Raw genomic sequence first — 23,419 nt, 5'->3', positions numbered from 1 at the left:
GATAAAGATAATAGCTTTCAGTTGGGCTGATACCAAACTATGCATTTCACCAGTGAAAATATTGAGTTGTTTGTCAAGGTCATGGATACGGGTTCTTTTTCAGCTGCCGCTCGTGCCTTGAATAGAGTCCCTTCAGCAGTAAGTATGGGAATCGCCAATATTGAAGCTGAATTAGGCTTACCACTCTTTGAGAGAACGCCACGTAAAGTCATTCCAACCGCTACTGCACTGGCATTAGCTCCACAGGCTCGTATTATTTCCGAACAATTAAAACAACTGAGCAAACATGCCTATGAACTTTCTTTAGGGCTCGAAAGTATATTAAAAATAGGTGTGGTATCGGATGTGAATAATCAGAAGCTTTTGCGTGCAATTGATCAACTTGCATCCAAATATCCACTATTAAATATCGAAATCATTACCGCGCCACAAGATGATATTCTATATTTATTGTATTCTGAGCAAATCAGTATCTGTTTGGCGGGTTCTGGACAGAATATTAAAATGCAGGAGCATTTACAGTTGGTTAGTCTGGAAACCGTCGTTGCAACGATTTCGGCTCAACACGATTTAGTCACACAGCAAAACCACCCTATTTATATCGAAGATCTCATTCATATTCGTCAAATTATTGTGGCAAGTATGGATTTAGATATTGCTGACTTAAGACCCGTTATTGGTGCATCTTGCTGGAGAACCAATAATCTACACACCGCCATTGATATGGTTGAAGCAGGATTAGGATGGGGAAATTTTCCATACTCCCTGGTCAAAACGCATATTGAAGATGGTCGTTTAATTCAAATTAATTTTAAAAATACTTACAACCAACTTTCTGTTCCAATTTATTTAATTTGGCTCAAAGACAAGGCACTTCCTAAAGCTACTCGAGAACTGATCGAACTGATCAGACAAAGTTTAGAATAGAACAATTTTTAAGATGATTAAATTTATCATACCAATCTAGACCAAAACTCAGAACTTTCTATCACATCGTCATTCAATTACATGATTGGTAAGTAAATTTACAATAGATAATTCACATTCGTCCATCATTAGGTATATTGAATCAATGGTCAAAACAGATAAGGGGTTGTTATGAATAATAAATTAAGATTATTTACTTTAGTCAGTGGAATTGCACTACTCAGTGTTGCTGCTTTCGCGCATTCAGAACATGAAAAAATCCCAACAGCTAAAGATATCAATTTAAATAAATACTTGGGGCAATGGCATGAAATTGCGCGCAAACCCCTCTATTTTCAGAAAAAATGTGATTACAACGTAAGTGCGCACTATGCATTAAATGAAAATGGAACAATTCGAGTTGATAATACTTGTTATAGTCGAGATGGAAAACTTCAACAATCTATTGGTGTCGCCAAAGTACAAAATGCACCTGTAAATTCAAAATTAAAAGTTACATTTTTACCAAAAGCTTTGCGGTGGTTACCTGTAGGTCGCGGTGATTATTGGATTCTAAAAATTGATGAAGACTATCAAGTGGCTTTGGTCGGGACACCCAATAAAAAATATCTTTGGTTACTGAGCCGCTCTCAAACACTTGACCCTGTTATTGCTGAGGAATATTTAAATTATGCACAACATTTAGGCTTTGACTTAAAAGATTTAATTTATACCCAGCAAAAATAGTCAATACTTGGAAAATTTATAAAAGCATGATGGTTCAAGCTGGCGAATAAGCAAATTTTTACTTACTCAACTTTTGTTCATTCGCCATCAGACTTATTTTTTTGATTCCACTGCATCAGCCCAACCATAAAAAATTTGACTTGGCATGCTCAGGTCTTACAATACGCCTTTTAGATTTCCAGTATTACCAAAATCATGTCAAACGATCAAATCGAAGCACAAATTGTTGACTTAGACAATTTACAAGAACACCGTGAAATTGTGACGTTTATGCGTAGATCGTCGCCGCTCAATACTTCACAACGTACCGCACTAGAGCAACATCGTGAGTTAATTCTGGAATACCCTGTTGGTGATTTGCGACAACATTTCGATCATCCTGAACGCCCACTGACTGTTGAAATTGGTTTTGGTATGGGCCGTTCTTTAGTGTTGATGGCAAAAGCCAATCCTGAGCGTAATTTTGTTGGAATTGAAGTTCATGTTCCAGGTATTGCGCAGTGTGTATATGAAGCAGGGATGGCTGAAGTCAAAAATCTTCGTGTTTTAGATGCTGATGCAATTCAGGTGCTACGTGAAATGCCTGATAATAGCATTAATACTGTTCAGCTTTATTTTCCAGACCCTTGGCAGAAAAAACGTCATTTCAAACGTCGTTTTGTTTCTCATGACCGTATGCCCTTGGTGGAAGAAAAACTTGAAGTTGGTGGTACTTTTCATGCAGCAACAGATTGGGAACCATATGCTGAATGGATGCTTGATGTATTAGACAATCGTCCTCGTCTAGAAAATCTTGCAGGAAAAGGCAATAGTTATCCTCGTCCAGAATGGCGCCCACAAACTAAATTTGAACGCCGCGGTATTGAATCCGGTCATAAAATCAATGACTTTATTTTCAAAAAAATAAACTAAACTGAAAGACATCATTATCCAGAAAAGCTGTGACTCCTGTTACAGCTTTTCTTCCTTTCTATATCGTTAAGCTTGATATAGACTTGAATTTCGGACTCAGCACATTGTTCTGTAGTTTTGTTTGCATATATTCAGCATACACAGACAACTTTTCATAAATGTGTTCAGAATAAAACATATCTTCGACCAGATTCTGTGCTCGATAAATATCATAAAGCCCTAATAAACTTAAAATTCTTGCGTTCATTTCGGAGAACACTCGACACAGTTCGATATGTGCTGCATCTTTATATTTAAAAAGTAATTGCTGCATGTTTAAATGATCAACTTGGTATTCAAATGAGCGCTGAGATTGATGATCTTGCGGGCGTATCAGAAAAATTCTGACTCTAAAAAAACATTCTATTTCATATAGACCATGGATATCGATCGGATGATCTGTAATTAAAAAAATAGTCTGTATTTCAGACTGTGTGAGTGCCTTGAACAGTTCAAAACAAATAAAATCCTGTTTGATTAACGCTTGATCCTGAAAATCAAGACGTAATTTTAAGCTTTCTAATACTGTTTCATCTTTTTCCGTTAAATTGATGGTTTTTTCAATTTGATAATAAGGCTTGAGCAGGTCTTGGAGTTGATCTGTTAATGGAGAGGTATACAAAACAGTTTGATTTAAATTTGCCAATATAAATGGCGCAAACAAATAGGCAAAATCCGTTTGATCGGTGGTCATTTCAGATTGAATAATCGATATATGTCTTTTTTCAGAAAATTCACGTAGCACTTTGGCACGTAATAATGTCGCTTCAAAATTGACAAATTTCTGATTTAATTGATTTATCACCTTCGTTGAACAGGCATGATCAGATATAAACTGTGTAAGCACATTCAACTGGGTTGTTATAAACATTTCTCTAACTCACTTTTTACCACCTCAAGTAAAACTATTCTGAAAACAAATCATCAATAATTATAGCCACAAATATTTATAAAAAATATATAACAGATAGAGTTGAAGCGATGTGATCTGTTATAGTTATTTGACACCTTGTCTTGAAAAACACCATGTATAAATCTGAACAACTGGCGCACAGCCTTAAAATATTGATTGAAAATGGGACATGGAAAGCACATGAAAAACTCCCTTCACTTCGACAGCAGGTTGAACAATCTGGATTCAGCCTGATTACAGTCATGAATGCCTATCAAGAACTTGAAGCGCAGGGTTTGATTTATTCAAAAGAAAAGTCTGGTTATTTTGTGGTTGAGCAATCTTCTCAACACAGCAAAACCCTACATAGCATCAATGAAACCATTGAAATCAACTCAGTGGTATTTAAATATTTAAAATCGATACAATCTGAAAATATCATTCCACTGGGTTCTGCCTTTCCAAATAGCCAATTGCTATATTCAGCCAAGCTCATTCAATCGCTCGGACAACTTGCAAGACAACGGCGCAGTTATGAACAAACACCCAGTTTACCGCCGGGAAATTATCAACTGCGTAAAATTATTGCACAGAAATACGCTATGCAAGGTATCCCAACTGATCCCTCGGATATTGTGATCACCTCTGGTGGATTGGATGCCTTAAATCTTTCATTACAAGCACTGACGCATGCTGGAGATTATATTCTATTACAAGAAACCATGTTTTATGGCGCGTGGCAAGCAGCTGAACGTCTCGGCTTAAAAGTGATTACGATTCCTGAACATACTGAGTATGGCATTGATTTAAAGGCTTTTGAACACGCCATTCTGAAATATCAGATCAAAGTTTGTATGATGATGTTGAATAGTCAGAATCCAATTGGCTTCACTGTAAGTGATGAGATTAAACTCAAGCTCGCCAAACTTTTGCATACTCATCAAATTTATCTCATTGAAGACGATGTCTATGAAGAACTTTACTATGGTCAAAAAAAACCGCTCCCCATGAAATATTTTGATCAGCAAAACTGGGTTCTACACTGCTCATCTTTTTCTAAAACACTGGGAGCCGGCTTTAGAATAGGCTGGGTCTATGCAGGAAAATTTTCAGAACATATTCAACACACTCAACTAATGAGTACTCTTTCAGTCAACTCATTTATTCAAAATGCCCTGGTTGAATACTTATCCCATCGCCATTATGAGAAACATCTAAAAACACTGCGTTCAACATTACAACGTTATAAAAAACAATATTTTAATTATCTCAAAGCTCATTTACCCACATCATGCCATGTAAATTATTATCCTTCAGGTTATTTTCTATGGATCGAATTGCCAGAACACGTGAATAGCAATGATGTTTATCATCAAATGTTGGAGAAAGGCGTCAGTATTGCACCAAGTAATTTATTTAATATCACCAATCAGCAAAACAATTTTATTCGAATCAATTGCTCATTTGAATTAAATGAAAAAATGATTCAAGCACTTGATCACTTAATTCAAATCATTGAAGCAGCCGTCAAAGGCTAATTTTTATAACAGATGATGTGTTTCTGATGTTATCTGTTATATTTTTTTTCTAATTTTTTGTATCTACGCGATAACAATTCATTTCGTCATAATTCAATCATATTAAGCAGAAAGAGATTTTGCGATGAATGATGACAAAAGCCCTAAAAAACCACAATATGCGGATAGTTCTATTTCGGACAAAGCCTTTAAACGAATGATTATCTGGTTTTTTATCTACTGTAGCCTATTTTGCATCGGAGTCATCGTCACCATTGGTGCAGATCACGCTGCTATCATTAAATGATAAACCATTTGTGCATCCAATCTACAGCAAACACTCAGCTTACTCCAGTGAGTGTTTTTTTTGTATTTGTTGACTGAGTAAACCATAAACATCGCTTAGATCCACACTGCCTTGCTGTTCCAACATATTTTGATGCATATTTAAAATATTCAGATCACCACGCATTGCAGGTCCAGTCTGCATTACGACGGGATCATTCTGGGTGGCTTTATGTGCGGTTTCGATCATCAGAGGATATAACAGACTGAAATCAACATGTTGAGCATCAACCACTTGTTTTGCCATATCATAACAATAATTACTAAAGTTACATGCAAACACGGCTGCCAAATGTAAAGTCAAACGTTGCGCTGAAGTATAGTGATAGATACGATTGCTTAGGCTATTGGCTAAAGTTGTAAGTATCGCCAAATCATCATCCAATTCAGTTTCGACAAATAAAGGGGTCGTATTCCAATCTACATGACGATCAAAACTAAATGTCTGTAAAGGATAAAAAACCCCTGATTTTTGATGATACTCTGTCAAAACATTTAAATGGGTACTGCCAGAAGTATGTACAATCAGAACTTCAGCCAATTCTGAAGGAACAGATTGAATCACTTGTGAAATTGCTTGATCACTGACCGCAATAATCAAAAGATCAATTTTAGGATCAAGGTGTTCTAGCTGTTCAATCGCTTGAGCATTTACTTCAGATGCCAATGATTCTGCATAGGTTAAATGACGAGCATAAATCTGTACAATGTCATGTTGTTGTGACAGTTTCCGAGCGAGATGAGTCGCAACACGACCCGAACCAATGAGACTAATACGCATAGCAACAACTTAAATTTAAATTAGACCACAGCATGCCAATAAAAAAGGGATGAATCAATTCATCCCTCTACTTATCTTTTACAGCAATAATCTGAATGCATTCTATGGCATAACCAACATTCAAACAGTTCTGAATATAATGCGATTAATTCAACGCATTATTGAGGTAAATAATGCGTTCAGCAGTTCGCTTGTTAAAACACTTGGTATATTGCATTTCTTTATTCTGCTGAGACATTGCATCGTCCCAGTATTGGCGCTGCTGCTGATAGGTCTCAACTTCACTTTCAGGAAGTTCACTATAACTTTTTTGTGAAATCACCTTACAGTCTACATCACGTTTTTCAAACCATTCTGCTTGATCTTGCTTGAGCTGCGCCTTTGCTTCTTCCGTTAAACTATCCCAAGTCTGATTTAAACGATCAACTTGTTTGACTTTTTCTTCATCCAACTCTTTTTTACGGATATCCATGGCTTTTTGAGCAAGTTCAGTCTGCGCCGCATTTTCGATCTGATTTTCTTGCTGACGTTCACGTATATCTTTATTTTCTTTAATATACGCAGCATATTGCACTGCTTTTACAGTCACAAAACTTACACCTTGAATGATTGCATCTTGATTCAACACATCCAAGGTAAGACCATCTTTATCTGTTTTGACCACATTATAGTTGAATTTGCCTTTCAGCTGATCATTACCAAGCACCAGTCTAGACTCACCAGCTTCAATATATTCTCGAAGTGTACGATAACCTTCACCTTCACATTCTTCACTACGGCAATCTTGCCCATATTCAGCATAGGCATTTTCAGCACGCTGTTGCAAACCTTTAGGAAATTGCACAACCAGTTGGCTTTCACACTCTAACTGATTGGTTTTACTCGAATCATCGCTAAGAGTACGTACATTTTTGACTTCAAATTTCAGACCATTATTGATTTTTTGCAACAATGCTTGATCTGCTTCATAACCAGAATTGGCAATATTGTCTGAAACTTGTCGTAAATATTCATCTTTTAAAAATTTCTGAATTTGATCAATATTACCTTGGTTGGTACAACTCCACTCAGCTAGTGCTGTATTGTTGTCATCTTTTTTCTTTTTAAAATAATCACATCCTGACAATAGCAAAGAACTCGAAAGGGCTGCAATTAAAACTAAAGGGCTAAAGGATTTATTCATTGTTTATCCAATCATCTTTTTTATCTGCGCCATTTAAACAAAAATTGATGTGATTTTCGAGTAAAAAATAAAAAAGCTTCTTTATCTAGAAGCTTTTTTATTCATTTCATATGATGAGAATTTTAAGGTGTTGTTGCCCCCACCACTTCAAACTCAATTCGGCGGTTTTTAAATTGTCCTTCCTTGGTTGAATTATCTGCAATCGGATTATCCTGACCATGTCCTTCAGCAGTGAGCTGAGAACTATGCACTCCTTTTTCAACTAAATAAGCGACAACGGATTTCGCACGTTTTTCTGATAAGGTTTTATTTGAAGCAGCATTCCCAACATTATCGGTAAAACCCTTGACCACAAGTTTTGCATCAGGAAGCTGTTTTAACAAGCTTGCTGCTTTATCCAAAATGGCTTTATTCGCATCAGGAATAGCTGTAGAGCCAGTTGCAAAGTTAATTACCTGAAGATTTAAGGCTGCGGCAATATCATTCACATTGGCAGTTTCTGCTTGAATATTTGACAATGCTTGATCAGCTTGTGAATTACTGGTATCGACATTTGCTGTCGCATCCGATGCAGGTAGATTCGTGGTTGATTGGTTTGCTGTAATATGTACATTCGGAATAATCCCCTTTAACTCGTCAGCCAATTTTTGTGCTTGAGCTAAATCTGGTGCTTGAACAGTAAGTTGATCCCCTATCCATGCCAACGAAATATTTGGAATTCCTTTGATTTTTGTTAACACTTGATGAACTGCATTTTGATCAGGCAAATCACCAGCATAAGCGGTATTGGCAGTAATCTGACACTGATCTGCTTGACCGAAAACAGCAGTCACAGCACCTTTTAATTGGTCCAGCAAAGTTTGGCTACTGGATTGTGCCTGACAATTTGCCAGCTTACCCTGGGCATCTGTGGAAAGCTGAAATTCAGCAGCCTGTAAATCCACAACAGCCTGTGAAGCTGCGCTGCCAGTTGCAGGTTCGCCGACTACAGCAGGTTTACTGCTACATTGCTTAAATAATAGTGCGGCTAAACCTGCAATCACCAACAAGGCAATGATGGGCAACAGCCAATTTGATTTCTTTGGCTCATCTTGAACCGGGGTTGGGCTAATCGGTGGTACAGGTGTAGGTGCGACAATTTCCACCGGTGCCGGTGCAACAGGCTCTACAGGTGGTATGACCGTTTCTGCAACAGGTACAGCTTCTGCACTGGATGCAAAGCTCAAGCCACCGACACTCAGTCCAAGTGCTGTAAACAGTCCTCCAGCCCATGCAGGCAACGCAGCTTGGATATTCCCCCACTGCGCCTTGATCAAATCAAAAATTTCATGCTTATTGTCTGACCCTGCCTGATCTGCAAGCAAAGACAATGTTGGAGAAATGGCATGATTCAACGTGTTTTCAATATCTTGTGCGGGTGCATTACCCCGAACCAGATCAAGAAATTGGATTACCGTTTCCGGACGATAACTGAAAATGTCAGCGAGTCGGGGATTCAGATTTTGTTGTAGTGTGCTAATCAGTTCAGGTTTGGATTTAAAGATTGTGAGCAATATAGGGAAAAACGCACCTAAGGCAGCGATTTTTTCATCTTGAAACTGTTGATCATGCTGTAAAACTTTTGTTGTCACTTGTTGTTTTAAAAGCTCAATAATATTCATAATTCTGGACACTCCTATATCATTGTTGTGTTTGTCGCATTAGAATCATTTATTGATCATTTTTTATTCTAGTGGTTAATTTTTGATATTTATAATATCTTTTTGTAGCAATAAATGTTTTATATTTATTAAAAAAGCCAGCTTATGCTGACTTTTTAAACTGATTAGAGATGAACAATACTCTAGATTAAGCCATAAAAGTTGCCACAACTTTACCTAACATTTTTTGATTAATTAATGGCGTATTTTTTCCATTTGAATAAATGCTGTCCTTGTTCACTTCCCATTCCAAGTCAGGATCAACCAATGCCCAACCTGACTCTTTCACCCAGCGTTCAGTCATGTTCGCAACTTTTGCAGGCGCTGACGTTACTTTTTCAACCCATTCCAAAGGTTCAAATAAACCTTCACGAATCAATTGAACGCCAAAAGACACATAAGTATCAAATGCACTGATGCCAGGTAAAGTTTCAGCAAACGGTGCTAATTTCGCTGAACCACTTAAAGGCTCATGGTGGGTACAAATCGCATCGATTACTCCATCCTTGACCCCTTTGCGAAGTAATTCCTTGTCCTTTTCAGCACGTAATGGAGGCCGTACATGTGCAAGTGAATTAAAACCATCAATCAATTGATCGGTTAAATGCAGTTGATGCATAGCAACATCCGCAGTGACTGGCAAACCTTTCTGTTTAGCAATGTGTATCAACTCTACCGATGCACCACTTGAAAGTAAGCCAAAATGGGCTTTAACGCCTGTGGCTTCAATCATCAATAAATATTTTGCAATAGCGACTGTTTCAGCTAAAGCAGGAATCATGGGCAGACCTTGACGAGAAGCAATAAAGCCTTCGTGCACACATCCGTCTTTGGCAATTTGATGTTCTTCAGGATAAAACACAACTGTCATATCCAGGCCAGCGGCATACTCCAATGTACGAAGCACCACATCATCATTTTCAAAGGTTGCATAAGCGTTAGAAACAGCTGTACAGCCACCCTTTTTCAGACCCGCCATATTGGCAGGTTGTTTACCATTTAAACCTTGCGTTTGCGCACCAATCACCTGTAAGTGAATGCCACCATCCAACATGGCTTTTTCAACCAAACCATGAATCAAAGCACCGTTATCTTGCACAATCGGTTGAGAATCAGGAGGCGTAAACACGTGTAGAATACCATTTTCACGAGCAGCCTTACCTTCAGATTTTAAGGTCCCATGTTGTTGTTGCCCTGGTTCACGCAAACGTGCACATAAATCCACCATGGTTGGCATCAGCCATTTGCCTTGCCCATCAATAGTTTTCCCAACATCATCGGAAGCGTCTACCAATTTTCCATCTTGCAGATAAACAGTTTGTACGCGGTCAGTTTTGCTGATGGGGTCTAAGACACGTACATTTTCAATTTTTACAATACTCATGACTATATCCTTTCGCTTAAACCGCAATCGCGTCCAACAAACCTTTTTCCTGCAATTGACCTTGCATTGCCAATGCCAATACGGCCATGCGAACAGCAATGCCATTGGTCACCTGATGAAGAATTACCGACTGTTCACCATCCGCAATATTGGAGTCAATTTCTACGCCACGATTCATGGGTCCAGGATGCATCACGATACAATCTGGTTTTGCCAAAGCAAGACGTTCTTTGTTCAAACCATACATTTTGTAAAACTCAGCTTGTGAAGACAAAGCAGGTGAATCAATACGTTCATTTTGAATACGTAGCGTAATGATTACATCACAATCTTTGATTCCTTCGTCCATTTTATTGAACAGACGCACCCCTTCACCATATTCACTGAAACCATGAGGCAGTAAAGTGTTTGGTGCTATGACACGGATATCTTTACAGCCTAGTGTTTGTAAAGCCGCAATATCTGAACGAGCGACACGGGAATGTTTGATATCACCAATAATTGCCAGATGTATATCTTCAAAATTCTTTTTAGTTTCTCGGCGGATGGTCAACATGTCCAACATGGCTTGAGTTGGATGTGCATGGCGTCCGTCACCTGCATTGATAATAGCGACATGTGGACACACGGTTTCTGCAATAAAGTGGGCAGCACCCGAAGAAGAATGGCGCACCACAAAAATATCGGCAGCCATTGCTTCTAAATTCCAAAGCGTGTCACGCAATGTTTCACCTTTTGAGGTACTTGAACGCGCGATATCAATATTCAATACATTCGCCGAAAGACGCTTTGCAGCAGCTTCAAAAGTTGTGCGAGTACGGGTGGAATTTTCAAAAAAAAGATTCATCACTGTACGACCTTCTAAGAGGGGTGTCGTTATCAGTTGATTTTGATCGTTTATAAAAGAATGCGCTGTATCTAGAATTTTAGTGAGGGTTTCTTTAGAAAGACCTTCGATGGTCAGGAAATGCTTTAAGTTTCCATCATTATTGAGTTGAATCTGGCTCGGTGTATGCAATGCCGCCAAGTGCATGAGAGATTCCTTAGAGGTTAAGTTAACGTATTATACAGATTTTCTTTTTCTTTGGCAGACGAAGTTTTGGGCAAATAACGCCAAAATAATTAGTAAAGTTTAAATTTGATCAGTTTCAAATCAGACTTTTTAATATTTAGTTGCAACAGCTTTTGTTTTAACTGCTTGATCAGTTCTTTATATTCTTGGTCAGATTGATCTTTAAGAAGTTCAAGATAAACTTCCAACCTAAGCAGTGCCTTATCCCGCCATTTGAATAACTCCAGAATCGGATGATATTTTTCGGGATCTAAATGGGTGAGATCGTACTCCAATATCTGGCTATGAGTTAATTTCGCATCGTATTCTTTGACTCGCTTTAAACAATTCAGCATATCTTCTAGTCGAAAACGGATTTCATGTTCACACAAAAATTTTAAATGGGCTAAATCGTGTTGATCAGCAAAATACTGCGCCAACGGTAAGGTAAACTCCTCATAAGGATACCAACGACCATGTGCACACGAAATCAATTCTTTAAACTTTTTATTGTTCAACCATTGCTGAAAAACTGCATCTTTCGCCCGGTTATAATCCGCCAAACGTTGCGCTGTTTGAGCGAAGGATTCATCTGCAGTTCCTGAATAAATCATTCGCTGTGCTTTCAGATATTTGCTGATTTCTGTATTGAACTTGCTGTAACTCAAGGTCTATGCGCTATGAAAATTATGGTTTATATCAGCATATAAGTTGATTTACCCTTTTTCTGTTTGATATGCGTAAAAGCTTCAAGCCCGACCTCCCTGCATACTCAAAGCTTTTAAATTTGCACTATCGCAATGCACCAATATAGTGATGAGAAACTTGCGCACGATAAATTTCTTCTTCCGTTGCACCAGAAACATAGCCTTCTTCAGATGCAGAATGCTGTTCTCTCCCATCAACTGCTGTGTTTGAAGACGGCTGTTCTTGATCAAGTAAATGCTGTAAACGTGAAGCATGTCGATTAAGCTCAACATCTTGAGTTGCCAAAGAAATATCAATGACGTACTGCGCATAGCTTTTATTGTCGACCAAATACATCACGTCAATGACTCGTCCAGTTACCCGTCTTAATCTGGTTAAAATGAGTGCCCCAATTGAAAATGCATCTGCATGCGCAATAAAGCGATTGTTATTGACTGGTTGCATAAAATCCCCCGTATTCATTTAAATTTTTTAATGTCAGAACACTGACCAATACGCTGAATAATCAAGCAATTTATATACCAACCTTAAATTAAAACATCCATCCTCTTTTTAAAACTCAACCAGAATCTTTAAATCGTTGAATCATGATGTGACCCACACACTTCGGACCTTCCAACAGAACAAACAACTGCCCAATATGTACATGCCGTTCATCATGATCAAACAAAAACCACATTTCTGCTTCATGCGGAGAGATTTCATTCATTTTAAGTGCAATACTCCAAGTATCGGTTTTATACTTGTTTAAAATCTCTGTTGTACAATAATATATACCTCGTTGTGGGTTCTGCCGACGTCCTCCTTTCTCTGGCGGATACCAATCAATCACCACATCAAAGATTTGCTTCTGTTTTACTACAGCAGACCGATTATTCTGTTCGCCCATGACTCCCCACTAACCAAACTGATCATTCATTGCAGATATTTTTAAATAAAATATGAAATGCTTCAGAAATCAAACGACCATCATTTTCCCATGTATTTTCAATCCTTTGTTTTATAGCCTTCTTCAGGTTGGAAAAATCAAGTAAAATTCAGCAGACACCTTTAAGTGTGTTGAATAACTCTCTTATATAGACGCCGAATGAAAAAAATATGACCAACACATTTCTACTGATATTAGAATCAATATTGACCCCATCACCACATTAAAAATTCGCGCACGGTTTCCTCTGTTTAAGAAATTTGCTAATTTCTCACCTGCAATTCCCCACAACAATAAAGACAAATAGCACACCACAAAATAAATGAACACAAATATCCCTAATGCATGATCGATTTGAGCGATTGAAAATAGCCCTGTACCCGCCACAGCTGCAATCCATGCTTTTGGATTGAGCCACTGCATCAATACGCCTTGCATAAACGTGGGTATTTGAATTCGATCGGAATTTTGAGTTGAAATCGTTGTGCCTTTTGTTCGCAGAATATTAAACCCAATCCATAACAGTAAAGCTGTACCGAATAAGGTAATAAGATCAAGAAGTACGGGATAAGCCACAATCAGTTGATATAGACCAAAACAGACTGAAGCCAATAACCCGGTGAATCCAATCGTTGCACCGGAAATAAAAGCTAAAGTGGATTTTGTACCGTAGTTCATACTACTGGTTAAAATGGTTAAATTTACAGGTCCAGGCGATATGGACATTGAGAGAGAGAAAACAAACATGGAAATAACAAGACTCAGCATTTTTTAAATTTCTTTATTCGATCTTGGTTAAATAGAGCTATTTGGATATATTTCAAGCAAATTATCGCAATATGTTAAAGAATTTTAAGGTTTTTGGAAAATTTCGATCTTCTTGGCGCAATCCACAAGTTTTCGTCATCAAAATACGTTAAAATATGCGATTGCTTTAATGTCTTTGGAAATATTCATGAATTCGAAACCGCGTCTTTCTACATATTGGGTTACCTGTGCAGATGGACTAGAAACCTTACTGCAAGAAGAAATTCAAGGTTTAGGGATTCAAGATATTGAAAAATTTCCTGGACGTTTGGTCTTCAAAGGCAAACTGGAAGATGCTTACCGCATTTGTATGTGGTCACGTCTTGCATCTCGTGTACTCACGCCTATTCACACACATGAACTCGAATTTACTCATGACGCGCGTGACGTTGCTGAAGAACTCTATGAAGGTGCAATCAACTTTGACTGGTCCTTGATTTTTGCCCCACAAAGTACCTTTGCCGTGCGCTTGCACGTTGAACGTGATATCAAGGTAAATACTCAATTTGCAACCTTACGTGTCAAAGATGGTGTAGTTGATTCATTTATGGAAGCGGTTGGTAAACGCCCAAGTATTGATATCAAACAACCTGAAATTACCTTATATGTACTTGCAGGAAAAACTGAGCATACCTACTGTCTTGATTTATCAGGCGACTCATTACATAAACGTGGCTATCGCCGTTACATGACCGATGCACCAATTAAAGAGAATTTAGCCGCAGCCATTCTACAAAAAGCCAAGCTGAAAGAACGTCATCCAGACATTATACTGGACCCGATGTGTGGATCAGGCACATTTATCATTGAATCACTGATGATTCTTACTGACCGTGCCCCCGGTTTAGTCCGTCGTTTCGGCTTTAATGGCTGGAATGGACATGACCATGAACTGTGGATGTCGATTAAAGCAGAAGCCGCAGACCGTCACCAAGCTGCACTAGAACAACCTTTACCAAAATTCTATGCTTATGATGCAGATTGGGAAGCAGTAAAAGCAACCAAACAAAATATTATTGCGGCAGGTTTTGAACAGCAACTGGATCAAATTCAAATCGAAGAACGAACTTTAGCAGATTGGCCTGACTTCCATGCTGAAGGTAAAACATCCTTTGTTGTTACCAATCCACCTTATGGTGAGCGTTTGGGTGACAAAGCGTCTAACCGAGCATTATATTTAGGTCTCTCAGCGCTTTTACAAAAGAATTTCCCGAATCAATATGCTGCGGTGATTGCTGCTGCAGTTGAACAAGCTGATGTCTTGGCATTTAACAATCCACAAATCTTACGTTTGATGAACGGTAAGCTGCCGATTTATGTACGCTTTGGTGATATAAAGCCTGCGACAGTCAATAAACCGTTCCTTGCAGATTGGCAACCGCAACAATTTGAAAAAATCGAAGGTGCGGAAGACTTTACCAATCGATTGCAAAAAAATATGCAAGCCTTGAAGAAATGGGCAGTCAAGGAAAATATCTATTGCTTACGCCTTTATGATGCTGATCTGCCTGACTTTAATGTTGCAGTTGATTTGTATGGCGATCGTTTGCATGTTCAAGAATATGCCCCACCAAAATCAATTGACCCAGAGAAAGCCAAAAAACGTTTTAATCTTGCTTTAGCATCGATCCGTGCAGTAACAGGTTTAGGACGTGATGCCATTTTTATTAAAACCCGTGCGCGTCAAGAAGGTAAAGCTCAGTACACCAAACAAAGTACAGCGTCTAAACGCTTTGTTGTTCAGGAAGGTAAAGCCAAAATTTTGGTCAATCTGACAGATTATTTAGATACCGGTCTGTTCCTAGACCACCGTCAAATGCGTTTACGCATCGCAGCGGAAGCCAAAGGGAAACACTTCCTAAACCTATACAGCTACACATCAACTGCAAGCCTGCATGCCGCTCTAGGGGGTGCTGCCAGCACAACAAGTGTTGATTTATCCAATACTTATTTAAACTGGTCCAAAGAAAACTTTGTACTTAATGGCCTAACTGTAGACCATGCAGATGAACAACATCAATTCTTTGCAAGTGACTGTTTTGAATGGCTTAAAGAAGGTCACGAACAATACGACTTGATTTTTATTGACCCTCCGACTTTCTCAAACTCAAAAAAATTCTACGGCACATTCGACGTTCAACGTGATCATGTCTCATTACTTAAACGAGCAATGAATCGTTTAACGACTGAAGGGACTTTATATTTTTCAAATAACTACCGTGGTTTTGAAATGGATGAAGAAATTGAGGCTATGTTTGATGTCCAAGAGATCAGCAATGAAACGATCGGTTTAGATTTTAAACGTAATCAAAAAATCCATAGGGCTTGGAAAATCAAACATTTCCCTGTTTAATTCCTCAAGCAGGATTTACTTGTACGCTACGGGATCCACTTCATGACCAATATATAAGGTCACACGATCTTGCGTTGTGATGCGGACATCGTGGCGTTGATAAGGGTTAAATCCAATATCGATTATTTTATATTTTTCTAAGGGGGTAATATATTTATCCCCCGGTTTATTTGGATCAGGGTCCTTTTTCTGCCATTCAAAATCGGTCAAAACAGTAGAATATATTTCATCTTTTTTTGCGGCATCTGCTTGTTGTTGCGCGATCTTATTGTGTAAATCTTTTTGCTCATCTACAGATTGTTGAACATCTTGCTTAACAGCTTGAATAATAATCGGCGAAAGCTTTACTACACCTACAGACTGTTGGGCAAGATCTTGGTCATCCAGTTGATTGGCCGATATCTCACACGAACCCAGTGTCATCAACAACATAGCCAGTAGTTTTAAATAATCAGATTTTTCCTTTATTTTGATCGTCATGACCAACTTTCCTTTATTATTATTCCTGACTAAAAAATTATCAATTTTTAACAAATGTTGCAATAAATGGATCAGAAAACCCGATAATAGGTAAAATGCATTAGGCTTATTTTTTAAATAAGCCTTCTGGCTGTCTGAAAGGGATTCAAACAGAACTAATCCATACATTCCGTTGTAATTCTGCCTGCATTACACATCTCCCATAACTGTTGGTGTGCATAACGGTTGCCTTGTGCTTCAGAACGTTTCAACCACTGCACTGCCAACTTTAAGTTTTCAGTAACTCCCTTACCTTCGAGATACATTTGTCCAACACTGTTTTGTGCATCTTCATCACCCTGCTCAGCTGATTTCAACATCCATTGAAAAGCTTGCTTTTCATTTTTGACCACGCCATCTCCGTATAAATTCATGAGGGCTAAATTACGTTGTGCATTGGCATCGCCTTGTTCTGCTGATTTCTGATACCATTTTGCAGCCAAAGTTTTATTCTGCGATATACCTTCACCGGTATAGTAGGCAAGCCCCAAGTTATTCTGTCCCGCCGGATCATCCTGTTCCGCTGATTTTTTATACCATTCAACCGCTTTTTTTGAATCCTGTTCAACCGTAAAACCATATTTATAAAAATCACCAACAGTTGAAAATGCAAGCCAAAATCCACCTTCAGCCGACTTTAGCATCCATTTTGCCCCCTCTTTTTGGTTTGCTTTATTCTCATCTTGCAATAATGAGTCAGCATATTGATACATTGCTTCTGCATCACCATGCTGTGAGCGCTCAATAATGTCTTGAATCGTCCGTTCTGGTAAGGCTTGTGCCACAGAGTTAAAGCATAGAAAAGACAACAATACCATATAAATTTTTTTATTCATTAAAAGTGACCTTGCCATTCGAAATCTTGATAACATAAAAAAGCCAACTGCCCTAAAACAGTTGGCTTGATGTATTTTTAAATGAATCGATTAGCTCAATTTTAATTTGCCAAAATCAAGCTCACCGTTTTCAGCACTAATCAAGATGGTATCACCTGGCGTGAAAGTACCTGACAAGATTTTTTGTGCCAGTGGGTTCTCAACCTGTTGCTGGATTGCACGTTTAAGCGGACGCGCGCCATATACAGGATCAAAACCAGCATCAATCAGGATATCAAAAGCTTGATCATCAACATTTAAACCGATATCACGTTCAGCCAAACGAGCACGTAAACGGTCCAATTGTATATCAGCAATACCTCGGATCTGCGATTTTTTCAAGGAGTGGAACACTACCAATTCATCAATACGGTTAATGAACTCTGGACGGAAATGCTGAGAAACTGCATTCATCACCGTTGCACGCACATCTTCATCGCTTGCTCCTTCACCTAACTCGCGAACATCGCTCGAACCCAAGTTAGACGTCATCACGATAACCGTATTCTTAAAGTCAATCACCCGACCTTGAGAATCTGTCAAACGCCCATCATCGAGCACCTGCAATAAAATGTTAAATACATCGGGATGAGCTTTTTCCACCTCATCAAACAACACCACACTGTACGGTTTACGGCGTACAGCTTCAGTCAATACACCACCTTCTTCATAACCTACGTAACCCGGAGGCGCTCCAACCAAACGACTCACCGAATGTTTTTCCATAAATTCTGACATGTCGATTCGAATGATCGCATCATCACTGTCGAATAAAAAGTTCCCTAAAGCTTTGGTCAGCTCGGTTTTCCCAACCCCTGTTGGTCCAAGGAACAAGAATGATCCACTTGGGCGATTCGGATCAGAAAGACCCGCGCGTGAACGGCGAACAGCATTCGCTACAGCCACAACAGCCTCATCCTGACCTACAACACGGTTGTGTAAGAAATCTTCCATATGAAGAAGTTTCTCACGTTCTCCCTGTAACATTTTGGATACTGGAATACCTGTTGCAGCACTGACCACTTCTGCAATTTCATTTTCAGTCACTTTGGTACGAATCAGTTTCGGCTCTTCATTCACTTCAGCAACTTCTTCTTCATTCAAGCGTTTTTGTAACTCTGGAATTACACCATATTGCAAACGGCTTGCTTCAGCCAAGTCACCTTCGCGTTGCGCTTTTTCAAATGCTGTACGGGCTTTATCAAGTTCAATTTGAGCCTGATTTGTGCCATCAACCAAACGCTTTTCAGCGATCCAAACTTCTTCCAAATCACTGTATTCTTTTTGAACTTCAGCAATTTGTTTTTCCAAATGTTCCACTTCCGCCTTGCTGACTGAATCCGCATCTTTCTTAACCGCTTCCAACTGCATCTTCAATTGGATTAAACGACGGTCTAAACGATCTAGCGCTTCCGGTTTCGAGTCAATTTCCATTTTAATACGTGATGCCGCCTCATCAATCAAATCAATCGCTTTGTCTGGCAATTGACGATCTGTAATATAGCGATGTGACATTTTCGCTGCAGCAATAATCGCAGAATCGAGAATTTGCACACCATGATGAGTTGCATATTTATCTTTTAAACCACGTAGAATTGCGATGGTATCTTCCACACTTGGCTCATCTACCAATACTTTTTGAAAGCGACGTTCAAGAGCAGCATCTTTTTCAATAAATTGACGGTACTCATCCAAAGTCGTTGCACCTACACAACGTAGCTCACCACGCGCCAATGCAGGTTTCAACATGTTTCCTGCATCCATTGCACCATCGCCTTTACCTGCACCTACCAGAGTATGCAGTTCATCGATAAACAGGATAATTTCACCATCAAATTTCGCTAAGTCTTTCAATACTGCTTTTAAGCGTTCTTCAAACTCACCACGATATTTCGCCCCTGCCAACAATGAACCAAGATCTAAAGATAAAACACGTTTACCTTTTAAGCCTTCTGGTACCTCACCATTGATAATACGCTGCGCCAAACCTTCAACGATTGCTGTTTTACCTACCCCTGGCTCACCAATCAGCACAGGATTATTTTTAGTACGGCGTGATAGAACCTGGATGGTACGACGAATTTCCTCATCACGACCAATCACAGGATCGAGTTTACCTTCCGCTGCACGTGCAGTCAGATCGATAGTATATTTATTGAGGGAATCTCGTTGATCCTCATGGTTATTTGCCATCACTTGTTCACCCCCTCGAATATTTTCAATCGCTTTGCGTAGTTTTTCAGTCGTCACACCTACGCCTGTTAATAATGTTTTGGTTGCACCAGTTTCAGCCAGTGCCAAGATGACCCAGTCCGTAGATAAGAACTCATCTCCCGCTTTTTGTGCAAAACTGTCCGCCAAATTCAATGCTCGAACGGCTTCAGGATTGAGATTGATATCTCCAGTTGGTGTTCCAATTTTTGGCGCATCAGCCAGCGCTTTCTGCAACTTTGCTTTTAATTCAGGTAAATTCGCACCCGCCTGTTGTAACAGACTCAGGTTAGAAGGTTCTTCCAATAAGGCAGAAAGAATGTGAATACCTTCGATGGCAGTGTGGTCATTACCCATTGCCTGAGATTGTGCATCTGATAAAGCTTGCTGCAAGCGGTTCGTAAATTTTTCAAATCGCATTCTTGTTATTCCTCACAACAAATTTGTACTTGAATAATAAATGGGAACTGTTCTGTAGATTTCAACTCTATTTAGAAATTAATTTATATGTTTTTCAAAAGCTTACTAAAATAATCAGGATATATTTCAGTATTAATATTTGTGCTAAATCCATCTTTTTCAAGTCAATTTAAGCAAAAATATTGCGTATGAGCTTTAAGCGTTTGTATTTTCAACGATATGGTTTAGAGTAAGTAATATTGAACTTTTTTAGAATAACAACAATGTTGAATTTCAGTAAATTATTGTCGGTACTTTTCGCTATGGGCATCTTAAATGCTTGTGGCTATCAATCGCCAAACAGTGATAGATTTCCGCATAAACATATCCAAGAATTAACCCCTAAAAGAACAGATCTAGAATTTAAATGGTTTAAATCGCCTACTGACATGATCTTAAAAGTTTTGAATGAAAATTTTATTGTTTATGATTGTTCGATATTTGAAAGAGTCAATCAACCCAAACGGGATTTAAAAATTTGTAGTTATGATTTACATACCCATCAACAGCTTCCAGAATATTTTGTCGCGTCTTCACCTCGGCAGTTGATCCAACAAATTGAATATTTAGGTCAAGATCAATTTCTAGTGACTATAAAAATTTTTCAAGTCGATTATCAGCCGTTCACTCAAGCTTATCTTTTCAATGCACAGACCCAAACTTTTACTCAAATGAATACCTTTTCTTATGATCAATTTGCTTATGCACTATTAGAACAAATGGTACAGGAAAAAACTTATCATAAAAAAGTTTCAGAACATGACATCATGGTTTATTTCGACCCTCAATATGTCTCAGAAAAAGAAGCCGAGAAAGTCAAACAAGAAAAAAAACAGCAAGAACAATCTTTTATTCGAAATATCATCGATATTTTTAGAACAACGCCTGAACAGCCACAACCTGACTTTTCACCCAATAATTATCAAGTTCAACCTGCAGAACCATTTAATTTAGCGATGATTGCAAAGTTAAAACAATACCTACAACAGCAGCAAGCCGAGTGTTATCAAGTGATTAATGAAGAAACACAACTCATAAAAACCTCAAAAAACTATATTTTTAGTCAAGATTTTTCCAAATTTCTTCCAAAATTAGAACATTCGATTCTGCTACCCGAATGCAAAACACCATCTAAACCGATGATTTCAAATGATAAATATCTAAAATATCAAAGTATTGATGATGTTCAAGGCTCAGGAAATCACTATGTATTCTGGTTTACACCGATTGGCTATGATGTATTTGAGATTCAGCAACATGGCAAAAAAATACAGTTTAAATTTCCGCTGGACATAGCTCTGATCTATCGCGTTAGAAATGATCTCATCGTAATCGATGCCCAAACGTTTTACATTATTCCTTTATCCTAGCAGATAGAATCTCAAACAAAATCATGATGAATTCTATCAGATCACCTATACTTCTGTTTTGGTTGCCGAACTTTGCGAAACGGCACTATTGGCTGCAACACTTTGGGTTATCCATACATTCCCACCAATCACAGCGCCTTGACCGATTGTAATGCGTCCGAGAATCGTCGCCCCTGCATAAATCACTACATTGTCTTCAACAATTGGATGTCGAGCATATTCTTTCTGCAAACGTCCAGAATCATCCACTTCAAAACGCTTTGCACCCAAAGTGACCGCCTGATAAATACGTACATTTTTTCCTATAACACAAGTTTCGCCTATTACCACACCAGTACCATGGTCAATAAAGAAACCTTGTTCGATTTGTGCACCAGGGTGAATGTCAATTCCAGTTTTTGAATGAGCAATTTCAGCAATCAAACGGGCCAACAAAGACAAGTCTTTCTTATAAAATTCGTGGGCAACACGGTGATAAATGATTGCCAAGATACCCGGATAACACAATAACACTTCATCCACACTACGGGCTGCAGGATCACCATCATAAGCAGCAATCACATCCGTATCTAAAATTCGACGTATATTAGGTAGTTTTTGTGCGAACTCACTGACAATACTTTGCGCAAGTACTTCAATTACATCTGTATTTTCATTATGTTTTTTATATTTATAATCATAGGTTAAATTCAGTTTGATTTGCTCAAGTAAGGAATGCAGAGTTTTTTCGAGGGTATGGGCAATATAAAGATTTTCACTTTGTTGTCGCAAATCATGTGGACCTAGACGCATTGGAAATAAAATACCGCATAGATCATTCATAATTTTCTTGATTTCGTCTTTAGAAGGTAATTCCCGTCCCCCAAAGTCTTTCAGACTTTTACGTTGAGTACGCCATTCATTTCGAGCTTCTTGTAGCTCATCCACAATATTTTGGATATTCCACTGAGTCATATGTTTACCTATCTAACTAAAAGACGTTCCATGATTCATCAATTTACATGAAATTTTATAATTCACAGTGAATATTATTTTATTCGCAATACGCTAGATAAACATAATTCATATAAACATATCAGTAAAAAATAATTCATTTATTATTCAATAATAAGAATAAGCAATCCATTTTTTATTAATTTATAGAATATAGAAAATCATTATAGTAGTTATCAATACATCTGATACATAAAGCTTAAACACACATTTAAGCCAGAAGAAAGGCAATTGAAATGACCAGTTTAAATCAACAACATTTTTCCGAATTAACTCAAACACAAATTGAAACGATTTTTGAACAAGCGCAACAACGTGTCGAAGACCACTATTTAGAGTTTACTGGCACGATTTTACCTCACGAAGCTTGGGCATTGTTTCAAGCGGGTCATGTCGAAATTGTCGATGTTCGCACTAATGAAGAACGAAAATTTGTCGGTTTTGTTGAAGGTACCATTCATATTCCCTGGGCTACGGGTACTGCATTAAACCGTAACCCGCGTTTTGCCAAAGAACTCGAAAGCAAAGTTGGCAAAGATAAAATCATTCTCTTACTGTGTCGTAGTGGTAAACGTTCAGCAGCTGCAGCCAATGTCGCCTTCAATGCTGGTTTTGAAAATATTTATAACATTGAGCAAGGCTTTGAAGGCGACTTAGATGAACATAATCATCGCGGAGCATTTAATGGTTGGCGTTTTCATGGATTGCCATGGCGTCAGGAATAACTTTTGAACTTGTG

The 23,419-nt window shown here is 38.4% G+C and carries 21 protein-coding genes; 7 read left to right on the top strand and 14 right to left on the bottom strand.

What is annotated here, in order from left to right; genetic code table 11:
• Positions 1-39: 39 nt before the first annotated feature.
• The 3 genes from OSH00_RS04220 (at position 40) to trmB (ending at position 2,565) form a co-directional block, all read left to right on the top strand.
• Positions 40-927: a LysR family transcriptional regulator gene (locus tag OSH00_RS04220; protein WP_266129388.1), complete on the top strand. Its 888-nt coding sequence runs from the start codon at positions 40-42 to the stop codon at positions 925-927.
• 171 nt (positions 928-1,098) lie between these two features.
• Positions 1,099-1,653, top strand: a complete 555-nt coding sequence (locus OSH00_RS04215; protein WP_266129387.1) for a lipocalin family protein — start codon at positions 1,099-1,101, stop codon at positions 1,651-1,653.
• Between the two features lie 195 nt (positions 1,654-1,848).
• Positions 1,849-2,565: a tRNA (guanosine(46)-N7)-methyltransferase TrmB gene (gene trmB / locus OSH00_RS04210; protein ID WP_266129386.1), complete on the top strand. Its 717-nt coding sequence runs from the start codon at positions 1,849-1,851 to the stop codon at positions 2,563-2,565.
• A 58-nt stretch (positions 2,566-2,623) separates the two neighbouring features.
• Here trmB and OSH00_RS04205 read toward each other — a convergent pair whose 3' ends face one another.
• Positions 2,624-3,475, bottom strand: coding sequence for a hypothetical protein (locus tag OSH00_RS04205; protein WP_266129385.1), 852 nt, complete (start codon positions 3,473-3,475; stop codon positions 2,624-2,626).
• Between the two features lie 155 nt (positions 3,476-3,630).
• Between OSH00_RS04205 and OSH00_RS04200 the strand changes: the two genes are divergently transcribed.
• Positions 3,631-5,034 (top strand): aminotransferase-like domain-containing protein, encoded by a 1,404-nt coding sequence (locus OSH00_RS04200; protein ID WP_266129384.1) that lies wholly within the window; start codon positions 3,631-3,633, stop codon positions 5,032-5,034.
• 325 nt (positions 5,035-5,359) lie between these two features.
• Here OSH00_RS04200 and OSH00_RS04195 read toward each other — a convergent pair whose 3' ends face one another.
• The 9 genes from OSH00_RS04195 to OSH00_RS04155 all read right to left on the bottom strand — a co-directional run bounded on the left by OSH00_RS04195 (position 5,360) and on the right by OSH00_RS04155 (position 13,861).
• On the bottom strand, positions 5,360-6,139 hold the full coding sequence (locus OSH00_RS04195; RefSeq protein WP_266129383.1) for a Rossmann-like and DUF2520 domain-containing protein: 780 nt from the start codon (positions 6,137-6,139) through the stop codon (positions 5,360-5,362).
• A 145-nt stretch (positions 6,140-6,284) separates the two neighbouring features.
• Positions 6,285-7,322 carry a DUF1311 domain-containing protein gene (locus tag OSH00_RS04190; protein ID WP_266129382.1) on the bottom strand — a complete coding sequence of 346 codons (1,038 nt, stop codon included), beginning with the start codon at positions 7,320-7,322 and terminating at the stop codon, positions 6,285-6,287.
• Positions 7,323-7,444: 122 nt separating this feature from the next.
• Entirely contained in the window at positions 7,445-8,983 is a 1,539-nt protein-coding gene (locus OSH00_RS04185) for an OmpA family protein (RefSeq protein ID WP_266129381.1), read from the bottom strand.
• Between the two features lie 187 nt (positions 8,984-9,170).
• Entirely contained in the window at positions 9,171-10,406 is a 1,236-nt protein-coding gene (locus OSH00_RS04180; RefSeq protein WP_266129380.1) for a dihydroorotase, read from the bottom strand.
• Positions 10,407-10,422: 16 nt separating this feature from the next.
• On the bottom strand, positions 10,423-11,439 hold the full coding sequence (locus tag OSH00_RS04175; RefSeq protein WP_266129379.1) for an aspartate carbamoyltransferase catalytic subunit: 1,017 nt from the start codon (positions 11,437-11,439) through the stop codon (positions 10,423-10,425).
• An 89-nt stretch (positions 11,440-11,528) separates the two neighbouring features.
• On the bottom strand, positions 11,529-12,125 hold the full coding sequence (locus OSH00_RS04170; protein WP_266129378.1) for a hypothetical protein: 597 nt from the start codon (positions 12,123-12,125) through the stop codon (positions 11,529-11,531).
• Between the two features lie 124 nt (positions 12,126-12,249).
• On the bottom strand, positions 12,250-12,609 hold the full coding sequence (locus OSH00_RS04165; RefSeq protein WP_266129377.1) for a hypothetical protein: 360 nt from the start codon (positions 12,607-12,609) through the stop codon (positions 12,250-12,252).
• A gap of 115 nt (positions 12,610-12,724) precedes the next feature.
• On the bottom strand, positions 12,725-13,054 hold the full coding sequence (locus OSH00_RS04160) for a hypothetical protein (RefSeq protein ID WP_266129376.1): 330 nt from the start codon (positions 13,052-13,054) through the stop codon (positions 12,725-12,727).
• A gap of 183 nt (positions 13,055-13,237) precedes the next feature.
• Positions 13,238-13,861: a LysE family translocator gene (locus OSH00_RS04155; RefSeq protein WP_266129375.1), complete on the bottom strand. Its 624-nt coding sequence runs from the start codon at positions 13,859-13,861 to the stop codon at positions 13,238-13,240.
• Positions 13,862-14,048: 187 nt separating this feature from the next.
• On the opposite strand from OSH00_RS04155, the gene rlmKL reads away from it, so the two are divergent.
• A complete protein-coding gene (gene rlmKL, locus OSH00_RS04150; RefSeq protein ID WP_266129374.1) occupies positions 14,049-16,253 on the top strand; it encodes a bifunctional 23S rRNA (guanine(2069)-N(7))-methyltransferase RlmK/23S rRNA (guanine(2445)-N(2))-methyltransferase RlmL in 2,205 nt (734 codons plus the stop codon).
• A 15-nt stretch (positions 16,254-16,268) separates the two neighbouring features.
• Here the strand turns inward: rlmKL and OSH00_RS04145 are convergent, their stop codons facing one another.
• From OSH00_RS04145 to clpB, 3 genes are all read right to left on the bottom strand, one after another.
• Positions 16,269-16,733: a hypothetical protein gene (locus OSH00_RS04145; protein ID WP_266129373.1), complete on the bottom strand. Its 465-nt coding sequence runs from the start codon at positions 16,731-16,733 to the stop codon at positions 16,269-16,271.
• Between the two features lie 155 nt (positions 16,734-16,888).
• Positions 16,889-17,608: a tetratricopeptide repeat protein gene (locus tag OSH00_RS04140; RefSeq protein ID WP_266129372.1), complete on the bottom strand. Its 720-nt coding sequence runs from the start codon at positions 17,606-17,608 to the stop codon at positions 16,889-16,891.
• A gap of 90 nt (positions 17,609-17,698) precedes the next feature.
• Entirely contained in the window at positions 17,699-20,278 is a 2,580-nt protein-coding gene (gene clpB / locus OSH00_RS04135; protein WP_266129371.1) for an ATP-dependent chaperone ClpB, read from the bottom strand.
• A gap of 263 nt (positions 20,279-20,541) precedes the next feature.
• Here clpB and OSH00_RS04130 point away from each other — a divergent pair, with 263 nt between their 5' ends.
• Positions 20,542-21,687: a hypothetical protein gene (locus OSH00_RS04130; protein ID WP_266129370.1), complete on the top strand. Its 1,146-nt coding sequence runs from the start codon at positions 20,542-20,544 to the stop codon at positions 21,685-21,687.
• Between the two features lie 45 nt (positions 21,688-21,732).
• Here the strand turns inward: OSH00_RS04130 and epsC are convergent, their stop codons facing one another.
• Positions 21,733-22,641: a serine O-acetyltransferase EpsC gene (gene epsC, locus OSH00_RS04125; RefSeq protein WP_266129369.1), complete on the bottom strand. Its 909-nt coding sequence runs from the start codon at positions 22,639-22,641 to the stop codon at positions 21,733-21,735.
• A gap of 275 nt (positions 22,642-22,916) precedes the next feature.
• On the opposite strand from epsC, the gene OSH00_RS04120 reads away from it, so the two are divergent.
• Positions 22,917-23,405 (top strand): rhodanese-like domain-containing protein, encoded by a 489-nt coding sequence (locus tag OSH00_RS04120; protein ID WP_266129368.1) that lies wholly within the window; start codon positions 22,917-22,919, stop codon positions 23,403-23,405.
• Positions 23,406-23,419: the final 14 nt, after the last annotated feature.

This window comes from Acinetobacter nematophilus (genome assembly GCF_026344175.1).
GTDB classification, from domain to species: Bacteria; Pseudomonadota; Gammaproteobacteria; order Pseudomonadales; family Moraxellaceae; genus Acinetobacter; species Acinetobacter nematophilus.
Note: the sequence above shows the minus strand (reverse complement) of the source record. Positions and strands in the feature narration are given on the sequence as shown.